At 50.9% G+C, this 10958-nt stretch carries 17 protein-coding genes; 8 read left to right on the top strand and 9 right to left on the bottom strand.

The features are described 5' to 3' along the window. The 5 genes from IT527_RS02740 to fliD all read right to left on the bottom strand — a co-directional run. The coding region (locus IT527_RS02740) for a hypothetical protein (RefSeq protein WP_292966213.1) at positions 1 to 592 on the bottom strand (592 nt) is incomplete at its 3' end. A 401-nt stretch (positions 593 to 993) separates the two neighbouring features. Then, positions 994 to 1380, bottom strand: a complete 387-nt coding sequence (locus tag IT527_RS02735; protein WP_292966211.1) for a hypothetical protein — start codon at positions 1378 to 1380, stop codon at positions 994 to 996. A 278-nt stretch (positions 1381 to 1658) separates the two neighbouring features. Continuing rightward, positions 1659 to 2030: a flagellar protein FliT gene (locus IT527_RS02730; protein ID WP_292966208.1), complete on the bottom strand. Its 372-nt coding sequence runs from the start codon at positions 2028 to 2030 to the stop codon at positions 1659 to 1661. Then, entirely contained in the window at positions 2027 to 2494 is a 468-nt protein-coding gene (gene fliS, locus IT527_RS02725) for a flagellar export chaperone FliS (RefSeq protein WP_292966205.1), read from the bottom strand. The genes IT527_RS02730 and fliS overlap by 4 nt, the downstream gene beginning before the upstream one ends. A 42-nt stretch (positions 2495 to 2536) precedes the next feature. Further along, on the bottom strand, positions 2537 to 4591 hold the full coding sequence (gene fliD / locus IT527_RS02720; RefSeq protein WP_292966203.1) for a flagellar filament capping protein FliD: 2055 nt from the start codon (positions 4589 to 4591) through the stop codon (positions 2537 to 2539). A 276-nt stretch (positions 4592 to 4867) separates the two neighbouring features. Between fliD and IT527_RS02715 the strand changes: the two genes are divergently transcribed. Further along, complete coding sequence (locus tag IT527_RS02715; RefSeq protein ID WP_292966200.1) at positions 4868 to 5125, top strand: type II toxin-antitoxin system Phd/YefM family antitoxin; 258 nt, start codon at positions 4868 to 4870, stop codon at positions 5123 to 5125. 3 nt (positions 5126 to 5128) lie between these two features. Further along, positions 5129 to 5404: a plasmid stabilization protein gene (locus IT527_RS02710; RefSeq protein ID WP_292966197.1), complete on the top strand. Its 276-nt coding sequence runs from the start codon at positions 5129 to 5131 to the stop codon at positions 5402 to 5404. A gap of 93 nt (positions 5405 to 5497) precedes the next feature. Here the strand turns inward: IT527_RS02710 and IT527_RS02705 are convergent, their stop codons facing one another. The 4 genes from IT527_RS02705 to IT527_RS02690 all read right to left on the bottom strand — a co-directional run bounded on the left by IT527_RS02705 (position 5498) and on the right by IT527_RS02690 (position 7941). Then, a complete protein-coding gene (locus IT527_RS02705; RefSeq protein ID WP_292966194.1) occupies positions 5498 to 5833 on the bottom strand; it encodes a type II toxin-antitoxin system PemK/MazF family toxin in 336 nt (111 codons plus the stop codon). Then, positions 5830 to 6054 (bottom strand): antitoxin MazE family protein, encoded by a 225-nt coding sequence (locus IT527_RS02700; protein WP_292966191.1) that lies wholly within the window; start codon positions 6052 to 6054, stop codon positions 5830 to 5832. The genes IT527_RS02705 and IT527_RS02700 overlap by 4 nt, the downstream gene beginning before the upstream one ends. A gap of 500 nt (positions 6055 to 6554) precedes the next feature. Then, positions 6555 to 6911, bottom strand: a complete 357-nt coding sequence (locus tag IT527_RS02695) for a flagellar protein FlaG (RefSeq protein ID WP_292966188.1) — start codon at positions 6909 to 6911, stop codon at positions 6555 to 6557. 202 nt (positions 6912 to 7113) lie between these two features. Next, the gene (locus IT527_RS02690) at positions 7114 to 7941 is read right to left on the bottom strand and encodes a flagellin domain-containing protein (protein ID WP_292966186.1); all 828 of its coding nucleotides are present in this window, start codon (positions 7939 to 7941) and stop codon (positions 7114 to 7116) included. A 515-nt stretch (positions 7942 to 8456) separates the two neighbouring features. Between IT527_RS02690 and IT527_RS02685 the strand changes: the two genes are divergently transcribed. From IT527_RS02685 to IT527_RS02660, 6 genes are all read left to right on the top strand, one after another. Continuing rightward, positions 8457 to 8702 (top strand): ParD-like family protein, encoded by a 246-nt coding sequence (locus IT527_RS02685; RefSeq protein WP_292966184.1) that lies wholly within the window; start codon positions 8457 to 8459, stop codon positions 8700 to 8702. Then, entirely contained in the window at positions 8686 to 8967 is a 282-nt protein-coding gene (locus IT527_RS02680; RefSeq protein ID WP_292966181.1) for a type II toxin-antitoxin system RelE/ParE family toxin, read from the top strand. Before IT527_RS02685 ends, IT527_RS02680 begins: the two co-directional genes overlap by 17 nt. A gap of 276 nt (positions 8968 to 9243) precedes the next feature. Continuing rightward, positions 9244 to 9483, top strand: coding sequence for a DUF4160 domain-containing protein (locus IT527_RS02675; RefSeq protein ID WP_363278044.1), 240 nt, complete (start codon positions 9244 to 9246; stop codon positions 9481 to 9483). Further along, complete coding sequence (locus IT527_RS02670; protein ID WP_292966178.1) at positions 9437 to 9742, top strand: DUF2442 domain-containing protein; 306 nt, start codon at positions 9437 to 9439, stop codon at positions 9740 to 9742. The genes IT527_RS02675 and IT527_RS02670 overlap by 47 nt, the downstream gene beginning before the upstream one ends. A gap of 374 nt (positions 9743 to 10116) precedes the next feature. Continuing rightward, positions 10117 to 10422 (top strand): type II toxin-antitoxin system RelE/ParE family toxin, encoded by a 306-nt coding sequence (locus IT527_RS02665; protein WP_292966175.1) that lies wholly within the window; start codon positions 10117 to 10119, stop codon positions 10420 to 10422. After that, entirely contained in the window at positions 10415 to 10744 is a 330-nt protein-coding gene (locus IT527_RS02660) for an addiction module antidote protein (RefSeq protein ID WP_292966172.1), read from the top strand. The genes IT527_RS02665 and IT527_RS02660 overlap by 8 nt, the downstream gene beginning before the upstream one ends. The last annotated feature ends 214 nt before the right edge of the window (positions 10745 to 10958 follow it).

Below are 10958 nucleotides of genomic sequence, written 5' to 3'. Positions count from 1 at the left end.
GAATTTGCTTGGCGGAAAGAGCCTGTACCTGGCTGGAACTGAGAGAGCTGAATTTTGTACCATCCAGGGCGCCAAGTTGTGCGGTGGTCAAACCTTTGATGGCAGCGGTGCTGATTTGAGCCAGATCCTCGGTTTCAAATCCCTTGACGGCATCGGTGCCAATAGCGGCTATTTGTGCGTAGCTGAGTGCGGCTGCCTGGGCTGTCGTCAGTGATTGGATGTTGGCAGAGTCAAGTCCCTGAACCTGCTTGGCGGATAACACGCTCAGTGCCCCTGTACTCAGGTTGGAAAGATCGCCGCTATTCATGTTTTTCAGTTGAGCAGCGCTGAGTCCTTTAGCCTGATCCAAGGTGATTGCACTAATTTGCGTAGAGGTCAAACCGTAGGTAAATTCGTTTGGATTAAAAGCCCCAATCTGCTTGCCGCTCAGGATGACCAGATCCTGCGTTTCAATCGCCGCGATCTGAGTGGATGTCAGCGCATTGATCTGCGTGCCGGAAAGTACTTTCATATCTCCTGTGGTGAGATCTTCTATCTGCTTTGTTGTCAACGCAGAGATTTGGGTTGGGGTCAGGCTGCTGATAATCGACATGATTATGTTCTCCAGAATTTTTTGGGCATTGTTCAGTGCGCTGGCACAGATGGGAATGCCGGGTTCAAAATATGCCCGGTGTTGCGGGCATTACACTAGCCTTTATGGCGTTATTTCTCTTTACGGCAAATACGTTTTGGTATTGAGAAAATTACGGGCCGGTATTGTTTATGAAGGTGACAAAGGGGCTTGGGGGGGATAGAGGCTGGAATAATCAGGGTGTGACGCGGGCAAAGCACAGCGAACAGCTATAAGTTGGCACATAGAGGCTGGTGTGCAGAGGGGTGAGGTTGCTTGTACCGGGTGAAAAGTGCGGGTTATGTTTATAAATGGCCTGTTGCCATGGCAGCCGGTTTGGCCCGCTGCATGATTACAGCTTCATTCCCTCATTGTGATTGTAATTATCCCCGGGTGGCAGCGGCAAGGAACACTATTATTTCGGTAGCATCCTTCGAGAGATAGAAGCGCACCATTTTCTCATTGAACTCCTGTACCCTCGCGGCGGGCACGCTGATGGCGCCGATACCATGTGACATGAGCACACCATTCATCATGAAACGTGAGGTACGCGTGTTGCCGTCGAAGAAGAGCTGCTGCAAGGCACGGAAGAGGAAAAAGGCCGTTGCCTGCTCGAATGGCCCGCACGCTTGCAGAGCGGTAACCCCTTCGTGGAATACCCGGTTCAGCTCAGGTGCACCGGGGGACGTCGGCAGCGGAGTATAACGCCCATGCTCACCGGGGCTTACATCCGGAGTGTAATTCACTTCCCGGCCTTCACCACGGAACACGCCCCATTCCAGGGTTTCTTTGCGGGCGATGACCCCGTTCAGTTCAGTGAATACAGGCCTGGAGAGAGAATTGACGGCTCCTGACCATTGCCAGCAGCTGTCTGGGGCTTCCCGCGAGATTCAGGACCTGTTCCTGATCGGAAACCTTCCGTCCGCCAACAGTTACGCCATCCAGCAGGGTTTTGACCTCTGGGAGGATGATCAATACCAGCGTCGGCTTGCCGTTCCTTCATTTACCGGTGCCCGGAGGATCCTCTGATGCGATGACAGGTGAGAAATTACAGATCCTTCTGGTAAGTCTGCTCCAGCTTCCGTTGCTGGCTGGAACTGGTCAGCCGGTTCTGCAGTTGTGCCATCCAGGGTTCAGTAATGGCGCGGATTTCGGCGTCACGTTCCAGAATGCCGTGAATGAGGCCGACTTTCTTTTGCTTCTGTTCTTCGCTTAACTGTTCACGGGCGTTTTGTGTCATCAGCCGGGCAGTCAGCTGTTTACAGTCCAGTTCCAGTGCGACCAGTTCATCCCAGTTGCTGTTTTTTGCCGCCTGCAGCATCCGGTCGGTGATGGCCAGTATTTCCTCATACGCCGCGATCATCTGCATATCGTTTCTGCTGTTTCCCGGCAGGGGTTCAGATGAATTGTCCGGATTCATACTGCTGCACCCGCCGTGGCTGGCTGTTCAGTCACTTTTTTTGCTGCCGGGGAAGCAGTTTTACCTGCAGGCTGTTTGCCGATCGACATCCACGCTTCATGCAGCTCGCCCAGCAGGCAGTTGATTTCCTCGATGATCACGGCATCGTTTTGCAGATTGGCCGTAAGCAGCCGGGCGGTCATGTAGTCATACAACTGTTCCAGCCGATTGACCAGTTCCCCGCCGACTTTTCTGTCCAGACTGGCTTTCAGGCCGTGATCAATGATCATGATCGCTTTGGAAATCATTTCCCCTTTGGCGGCAATCCTGTTCTGCTGTATATACAGCAGGCTGCAGTCCAGTGCCTGGCGCGCACCTTCAAACAGCATCAGGATCAGCTTATGCGGATCGGCGGATACCACGCCGGATTCGACGCCCACTCGCTGATAACTGCTGATCGCACGGCTGGGGGATTCAGTAAACATGAGTTCTCCTTTTCAGAAATGAGTGTGCAGTTACGCTATCGGCTATTTATCACCGATCTTTGGCAGATTCGCCAGTTGCTGCTGCAAATAGTTACTGGTCTGGTTCATGCTGGCAATCATCGTATCCAGCGCGGTGAACTGTGCGCGCAGGCGTTTTTCCACGCCTTCCAGCCGGAATTCCAGCGCTTCACGCTGCTTGCCGATTCCTTTGATCGTACTGTTGATGCCATCCATGCGGTTGCTGATCAGGCCATCGCTGCGAGTCATGCCGGTAATCAGCTGATCCAGGCGGGTGATGAACCCGGGGGTTGACGGTGCAGTGGATGTGGTGGTGGTAGTGGTTTCCACGAAATCCACGGTTCCCCGGTTACCCGTGCTGCCGCCATCTATTTTCAGTGTCAGGCCGTTACTGCTCAGCTCTTTGCCGGAACCCGCGGCAGCCTGGCCGCCAATCGTGCCAGCCACATCCTGGCCTGCTATCTGCGTGGGCGTTCCAAAAATATCGGCCTTGCCGTTTCCACCGGTGATCTGGACACTGGAAGCTGATCCGTAACGACTGGAAGTAATCGTCAGTTTGCCTGCATTCTGTGTTACCGCAACTGAAACACCCGCGCCTGAGAAAGTTGCATTACTGTTGATCTTCGACTGGATTTCCGCAGCAAGTGAGGCAGCCGTATAGGTTCCATCGGCCAGTGTAATACTGGCGCTGGTGCCATTGATGGTCAGATCCAGCTTGTTGTTGGCAAGGAGGATAATAGAATTAATGCTCAGCCCGGCTACCTTGTTTCCAGTGGCACTGCCCTGTGTGGCAAGCTGGCTGATATTCACTGCCAGGCTGCCCGGTGTGAAGCTGGGCGGCTGGCTGATAATGGAAATCAGGCCGTCGCTGACATTGACTGCCTGACTGGTGGTGGACGAAGTCGTAGTGGCTCCGGGTATGTCACCCAGAAACGCCGCAATATTCTTGTCCGGATTATTTAGCACTGCACTCAGTTTGTTGCTGTCCAGCTTCAGAGAACCATCTTTCTGGAAGCTGATGCCCAGCTCGGACAGCGAGTTGATTCCGCCGGCAGCGGACTGGTTGCCGTTCAGCATGGCGCGCATCCGGTTTTGCACCATGCGCACGGTGGAATCCCCGGTCAGCACCGATGCCTGCTTGTTGGCCGCATCATAACGGGAAAGGTTGCCGATGGTTTTATCCAGATCGTTGTATGCTTTTACAAAGGCATTGACTGCCGTCTCAACACTGCTGTTATCCTTTTCCACTGTCAGCGTGGTGTTGGTGCCGGGGTTGGCTTTCAGCAGATTGAACGTTACCCCTTCCAGTGCATCGCTGATGGTGTTGGAGGATTTTTCCACCGTAATGCCGTCGATCACCATGACGGCATTTCTGGCTGCTACGGTTTCGGTCATGTTGCTGACGCCGCCGGTCGAAGCATCAAATGCCAGCTTTGATAACCCGGCATTATCCGCGTGATTGCCATCGGTATCGTCCACGCTGATTTTCAGCGCATTGGCCAGCCCGCTATCTTTGGAAGCAATCACCAGCCGGTTGCCGCTGCCATCATTGACGATGCTGGCTGTCACGCCCGCATTTGCTCCGTTGATGGCACTGCGAATATCTGCCAGCGTTGATTTGGCCGGGTCGATCGTAATGGTTTTGGCTGCCTTGTCCGCGTTGGCGGTAAACGTGCCATCGCTGTTATACGTGCCGAAGGCAATTGTCAGTGTACCGCTGCCGACGATCGTACCGGTAGTGGCGAACGCTTCCGATTTGATTTTCTGCGCCTGCGCCAGCGATTGCACCTCGATGTCATGCGTGCCGGCTGCCGCACTGGAGGAAGCACTTGCTGTGGCTGCGGCCGTATCCGCCAGCGTGGTTTTATAGCCGTTGAACAGCGCGGGTTTTGCCAGCGCCTTTACGCTGTCCTGAAATGTTGAAAGCACGCTTTTCAGACTGCCAAAAGCAGAGAGCTGCGCCTGCTGTTTTGCTTCCTTGCTGTTGAGCTGTGCCAGTGGCTGCTGCTCTACCTGCATCAGTTTGCTGATGATTCCGCTGACATCCAGTCCTGAGCCGATTCCCTGTGCTGCAATCATGATGTGTGTCCTTTCGATCTGATCTGTTTTATTCCATCACTGCCTGTTTTACAGCGTGGCAATCCAGAGAGTCTTAACGGCAGGGGCGGGGGCGACTTTACACATTTTCTGTGACTGTCGTACTGGATTGCTTCATGCTTGAGGCGTTCGCAAGATGGTCCCCTAACATTTACTGTCGCTGGTTGTGCTGCATTCATTCGGTTAATAGTGCTTTATATAGAGCGATTAATAATGCGTATAATGGAAGTTTGTAACGTACGATTAAAGGGTTGAAAAATGAATGCTATTAATGCAAACGATCTCAAAACCAGAGGCATTGCGGCGATCGAAGTACAACTGGAGGAGCAACCGGAAGCGATGATTGCTGTGCGAGGCAAAGATCGCTATGTCGTCATGCAGCTGGAACATTACTATTATTTACGAGAGTGTGAATTGACTGCCGCGCTGGTAGAAACACGAGCGGATCTGGCTGCCGGACGTTATGAGCGGGCATCGCCGGAAGCGCATCTTGCACGGCTGGATGCCCTGAAGTAAACAGTGGGTTATTCCCTGATCTTTACGGATGCTTATAACCAGCGGGCGGCACGCTGGTTAAAGCGTCATCCTGATTTGCGTGCACAATATCTGAAAACGCTGCAAATCCTCGAAGCGAATCCCTATCATCCTTCTCTGCGGTTGCATGCATTGAGCGGCAAACTGCAGGAAATATATGCCATTTCAATTAATCTTTCTTATCGGATTACACTGGAATGCCTGATCGAGGATAAGCGAATTATCCCGATCAATATTGGAAGCCACGATGTTGTTTATTAACCTGCGAATGAGGAGGCCCGGTAATTTCCGGGGGACTGCTTCAGCAGAGGAATAAAAAAAGAATACCGGAGGTGATAAACAAGAAAGGTCACCTCATTTGGCAATACCAAGAAACACAGCCAGGCAACGCTCGATTTCTATCATTGCGTCGTCATCTACTCGTCCAAATATCGCCCCGATTTTGTCACGCTTTATGGTCATGGTTTTATCAACCATAGCCTGTGAAGTCTTCTGTAAACCATTCTCTTCACCTGGCTGCAGGGTGATACGTAACAGCGGAGCATTAACTATCGTGCCCGTAATCGGTAATACCGTCACGCTTGTATGCTCATTGAACTGATTAGCCTGAATTATTAACGCTGGCCGTGGTTTACCAAAGTCACCCTGTATCGTGACAGTAACAAGATCCCCACGCTCTACAGGCTTCAATCTGTCCACCCGTCAATATCTTTTACAGCTTCATCCATGAATGGCTCTATGGTTACATCAACCCTGTCAGCTTCTGCTGCTACCAGGCATTGACGGCGGCATTCTTCGGTAAAGCCCGGGCGACGCGTGTCCGGCACCCAGATTTGCACTGGACGCAAACCAGCTTTGCGTAAAGAGTCGCGGTGTTTTTGAACTCTTGCATTAACATCAATGTTGGTCATTACGGGCTTCCTGAGAATATAAGTTACATGAAACATGTTATATAATAATAACGTTACATGCAACCTGCTTTCTTGCCGATTATTTTAATGTTAATGCTGCTTTCCAGGCATAACGAATGGAGATTGAGGTGTTGTTCAGGTGGTATGCTTCATTGACCTGCTTTCTGCCAGCATACCAGCCTGGAGTGTCCGGATCTATTGGGCCACGTCAGATAACCCGGTAATTTCCGGGGGGCTTAATCATTCTTTTTTAAGGATTTGAACAGGCAGGTAAGCCGCCGGAATGTTAACTGCCGGTATCCGCACCAGCCATTTCCTGTCATCGCGAGGTGGTTGTAAGCTGCTGTGGCGACCCGGCCCAATTTCCAGCATCGTGGAACCTTTAGAACTGTGGCGATGCATTACCCGGTCCCCGTCATCACGGAGCCCGCAGGACTGTGGCAATCCAGTGCTTTCATATCCATTGTGCCGGATCGTTTGACTCTGGCAGCCTGTTTCCATCAGGCCTGGCCGTTGAACAGCAATCCCTGTATTTTTCCCAGCGCGCTGGCAATCTTGATTGCTTCTTCCGAAGGCATCTGCCGGATGACTTCCTGCGTTTGTGCATCCACAATCTTGATTACCATCTTGCCGGTGTCTTCGTCGATCGAAAATTTCAGGTTCTGCGTTAGTGTTTGTGTGAACTGCTGAATCTGATCCACTGCCTCTTTCACCTGTTCCGGTTTAATGTCGCCGGTTTTGGCTGCGGGCTGGACAGCAGGCGCCATTTCGCGTTCTCCTGTCCGGGCAGCGGGCATTGCCGGCTGAACGGGCGCTACAGTCTGGAACATATCAGCAGTCATTACGTTGATATTCATGTCAATCTCCTTTTAATCTACCGGATCAGCCTTTATCTGGCTGACTTGTCATCGCGATGACGAAGGGCCCCGCTGTTGCAAGGCGGTTGTAAGTGGTGACGAGTGATCGCGAGCCGCCGTGGCAATCCGGCCGGTTACCTGGCCGGATTGCCACGTTACATTCGCCGCGTTACGTTATCCCTCGCGATGACAGATGCGGTGCTTATCTCAACAGTGACAGCACATTGTTGGGCAATGCGTTGGCTTGTGACAGCATCGCGACACCTGCCTGCTGCAGAATCTGTGAACGGGTCAGTGCAGCAGTTTCAGCGGCAAAGTCAGCGTCCTGAATCCGGCTGCGGGAAGCGGATAGATTTTCGGAAGAGGTCTGCAGGTTGGCTATTGCAGAACTAAAACGGTTCTGGATGGCACCCAAATCAGCACGGGTACTGTTAACAGTTTTGAGAGCGGTATCTATGGTTGTAATTACACTTGCAGCCGCAGTACCATCAGTACCACTAATATCAACGCCATCGACACCCAGTCCACTCGCTGTAGTGTCACCTATATCAGTAAAATCAATAGTTTCACCTTCATTGGCTCCTACCTGGAATATCTGACTTGCGAAGGTGCCGTCCAGCAGCGTGGTGCCGTTAAAACTGGTCTGCTCACCCACGCGCTGAATTTCACCAATCAACTGGGTAACTTCTTTTTGCAGCGCTTCACGATCCTCTACTGAATTGGTGGCATTAGCCGATTGCACTGCCAGCTCGCGAATACGCTGTAAGTTGTTGCCAATTTCGACCAGTGCGCCTTCTGCTGTTTGTGCCAGCGAGATACCGTCATTGGCGTTACGCGCTGCCTGATTCATACCGCGAATTTGTGAGGTCATGCGCTCGGAAATGGCCAGTCCGGCAGCATCATCCTTGGCGCTGTTGATGCGCAAACCGCTGGACAGGCGCTGCAAGGCGGTGCCCAGTGAGTTCTGGGATACATTCAGGTTACGTTGCGCATTGAGTGATGCGATATTGGTATTGATAACTTGTGGCATTTTTGTTTCTCCTTCTTGTTAAAGGTAGTTTACTTTTTAAAGTAGCGTGGCGCCTTTTCCATAAGGCCCACCATTGTTTTCCGGCCCTGATCCGCTTTGGTTTTTGCAGAATTTTCAACCGCCGTTGAGAGCAGTAACGGACTGCCCGGGGAAAGGTTTAGCAAAATAAGCAGGGAAAACTGGTTTTCTTTTTTAAACAGTGAAGGCTGGAACTGAAGGGGAAATTGGCGGCTGTTTGAGCGTTTGACTGAAAACCACGTCATTGCGAACGTGCAGCGTGAAGCAAACCACGCTATGAGCCGGTTGTTGAATGCACATAGTTGGGGTCGGGTCTGGTATCAAGAAAATAAATATAACAAGCGTTATTGATTCTGGATCTGACTTTGAAGGCCTGAAAGACAGCTATTTTGTCATTGCGGTATGCCAAGTACGAAGCAATCTACCTCGAAACTCAGCCTTTCCACATTTGTGGTAAGATGATGATAGTGAGTGTTTTGGCAAGCGTGGAGGTCATCATGAATACTTCAACATCTATTCGCATCGATCAGACGTTGTATGAACAGGCACGCAGCGAGGCCCTGGTTGAGCACCGTACCATCGCCGGTCAGATCGAGTACTGGGCCAGGGTGGGACGTGCTGCACTGGATAATCCTGATCTGCCGGTGAGTTTTATTGCTGAATCGCTGGCTTCGATGGCTGAGCCTCGCAGCGAGGCTACAGATTTTATACCCCGGTCGGCCGCTGATGAGCTACGGGGTTAAGCAAACCCGAAGATTCGCCCGCGCCTACAAGAAGCTACACGGTAATGTAGCACGGGATGTCGATGCTGCGATCGAGGTCGTGGCAGCCAGGCCGGCAATAGGTGAGCGCAAAAAAGGGGATCTGACGGAGCTCCTGGTCTATAAATTCCACAGCCAAAATCAGTTGTATCTGCTCGGTTACAGTATTGATGAGGCTGTGTATCTGGTATATCTCGAAGCAGTCGGGCCGCACGAAAATTTCTATCGCGATCTTAAGCATTCGTAAGGAAAGCGCATGGTCGGGGCCAGATCGCGAATCAGGAAAACAGGTGTAACGATCAAGGTTATGCCGTAGTCACGAAGCAAAGTACGTCTCAACCGGTTATTGAGCAGGCCCGGTTCCGGGTTCTCTGGCAACAGCTTTTTGTGATTTGCCTGATTGGGCTGCAATATAGTCAGGTAAAGTCTGGAATTAATAGCACTTGTTATCCTTATTTTCCTGATTCCGGGCTTCTTGACTTATGAGCTGTCAGCAGTGCGTAAACTGCTGTATCATTTTTTTATGAGTCCAACTGTATTTCGAGAAGGGGGTTTCCGGTTCTATTTCTTTTCCCGTGAGGAATCCAGAATGCATGTCCATGTCCATGGACAAAACGGGGAAGCAAAGTTTTGGCTGGAACCATGGATTGAGCTTGCCAAAAATTATGGACTATCGCAAAAAGAGCTAGGCGAAGCTTTATACTTGATTGAGAAATATGAATATGACATCCGTACAGCATGGCACGAGCATTTCCGCAGTTGAGGTTACTAATGTTTCAAAGCATGGTTTTTGGTTACTTATGCATGATCAGGAAGTCTTTGTGCCGTTTGAAGAGTTTCCCTGGTTCAGGGAAGCTCCGATCGGGAAGCTGTTGAACGTTGAACTTCCTTCACCACACCACCTTTATTGGCCTGATCTGGATATTGACCTGGCAGTTGAGTCTCTCTTGCACCCGGAACAATTTCCGTTAATAGATCGTGTCGGTTTAACTTCGCATTCCTCTACTGAAGAACGTTCCTGATTATCAGTCATAAGGGGCAGATCACAGTTTTTTCTAATAAGCTTGTGGCTTTGTTCTGACAAGACAGTTTTGCCGCGTGCCCGCATGGTTGAGGACAGTTTGCGAATCAGGAAAACAGGTGTAACGATCAAGGTTATGCCGTAGTCGCGAAGCAAAGCACGTCATCAACCGGTTATTGAACAGGCCCGGCTTCGGGTTCTCTGGCAACAGCTTTTTGTGATTTTCCCTGAATCGGGCAGGAAGTCCGGTGTCTTTACCGGGAAATGCTGACATCGGTGGACGTGCTGCTTTGTCAGTGGATTGGGTTTACACGATTATATCTTCGTTGCCAGTCCCATCTTCGTTGTCTGACTCCTATCGTATAAATTTACGTTATGCGCGATTCTGCACTTCTTTATGAAAGTATTACAGTCTGGCTCGATGGTTTGCGCGACCAAAGGGGCCGTCGCTTCATTTTGAGACGCATCGGCAAGCTGGAACAAGAGCTATACGGCGATTGCCGTCCGGTCGGTGAAGGTGTTTCGGAACTGCGGATATTTTTCGGCCCCGGCTACCGGGTATATTTTGGTGAAGAGGCTGGTCATATAGTGATTTTGTTATGTGGTGGTGACAAGGACAGTCAGGACCGGGATAGACAAGCCGCGAAAGCATACTGGCAGGAATACAAGGATCATGGCTAAACGAACATACCGACAATTCAGGGACGTTGAGGAAGCGTATTTCTGCACTCACCCGGAAGAAATCGACGCATATCTTGATGAGATTTTTGATGAGTACGCGGAAGATCCTAATTCGGCTTCCCTGCTGGCATCATTGCGTGTCATCGCCAAGGTAAAAGGCATAAGTCACGTTGCTGAAAAGACTGGAATGACGCGGCAGGGAATTCAACATGCCCTGTCCAGCAAAGGTAACCCCAGATTCGATAATGTCAATTCGATTATGAACGCGCTTGGTTATCGCCTGGTGCCGGAAAAGCTCGACAGCAATAATCAGCACACGTGAATCTGATTGATACCCAGTGAGATTGCATAGTCAGAGTCAGATCTGGTATCAGGAAAATAAGCATGATGAGTGTTATTGATTCGGGATCCTTTGATTTGTTTCTGTTGACCTGCACCCGCTAAACAGTGTCAGCAGCTAACAAGATGCTGCTACGGAAAATTTGCTCGCTGCTGCTCCCAAATTTCTGCAGAGCGAGTCGTTAACGCTTCAGGTT

The sequence above is a fragment of the Nitrosomonas sp. genome (assembly GCF_020852615.1).
In the GTDB taxonomy this organism is placed as follows: Bacteria; Pseudomonadota; Gammaproteobacteria; order Burkholderiales; family Nitrosomonadaceae; genus Nitrosomonas.
The sequence above is the reverse complement of the archived record's forward strand: the minus strand, read 5'-3'. Positions and strand labels throughout refer to the sequence as shown.

Excerpts from the sequence above, each read along its gene's own strand:
- IT527_RS02700 (WP_292966191.1), bottom strand. The coding sequence starts at position 6,054 with ATGACCAACATTGATGTTAATGCAAGAGTTCAAAAACACCGCGACTCT.
- IT527_RS02660 (WP_292966172.1), top strand. The coding sequence starts at position 10,415 with ATGGCTAAACGAACATACCGACAATTCAGGGACGTTGAGGAAGCGTAT.
- IT527_RS02715 (WP_292966200.1), top strand. The coding sequence starts at position 4,868 with ATGAATGCTATTAATGCAAACGATCTCAAAACCAGAGGCATTGCGGCG.
- IT527_RS02675 (WP_363278044.1), top strand. The coding sequence starts at position 9,244 with ATGAGTCCAACTGTATTTCGAGAAGGGGGTTTCCGGTTCTATTTCTTT.
- IT527_RS02695 (WP_292966188.1), bottom strand. The coding sequence starts at position 6,911 with ATGAATATCAACGTAATGACTGCTGATATGTTCCAGACTGTAGCGCCC.
- IT527_RS02665 (WP_292966175.1), top strand. The coding sequence starts at position 10,117 with ATGCGCGATTCTGCACTTCTTTATGAAAGTATTACAGTCTGGCTCGAT.
- fliD (WP_292966203.1), bottom strand. The coding sequence starts at position 4,591 with ATGATTGCAGCACAGGGAATCGGCTCAGGACTGGATGTCAGCGGAATC.
- IT527_RS02685 (WP_292966184.1), top strand. The coding sequence starts at position 8,457 with ATGAATACTTCAACATCTATTCGCATCGATCAGACGTTGTATGAACAG.
- fliS (WP_292966205.1), bottom strand. The coding sequence starts at position 2,494 with ATGTTTACTGAATCCCCCAGCCGTGCGATCAGCAGTTATCAGCGAGTG.
- IT527_RS02670 (WP_292966178.1), top strand. The coding sequence starts at position 9,437 with ATGAATATGACATCCGTACAGCATGGCACGAGCATTTCCGCAGTTGAG.
- IT527_RS02680 (WP_292966181.1), top strand. The coding sequence starts at position 8,686 with ATGAGCTACGGGGTTAAGCAAACCCGAAGATTCGCCCGCGCCTACAAG.
- IT527_RS02730 (WP_292966208.1), bottom strand. The coding sequence starts at position 2,030 with ATGAATCCGGACAATTCATCTGAACCCCTGCCGGGAAACAGCAGAAAC.
- IT527_RS02690 (WP_292966186.1), bottom strand. The coding sequence starts at position 7,941 with ATGCCACAAGTTATCAATACCAATATCGCATCACTCAATGCGCAACGT.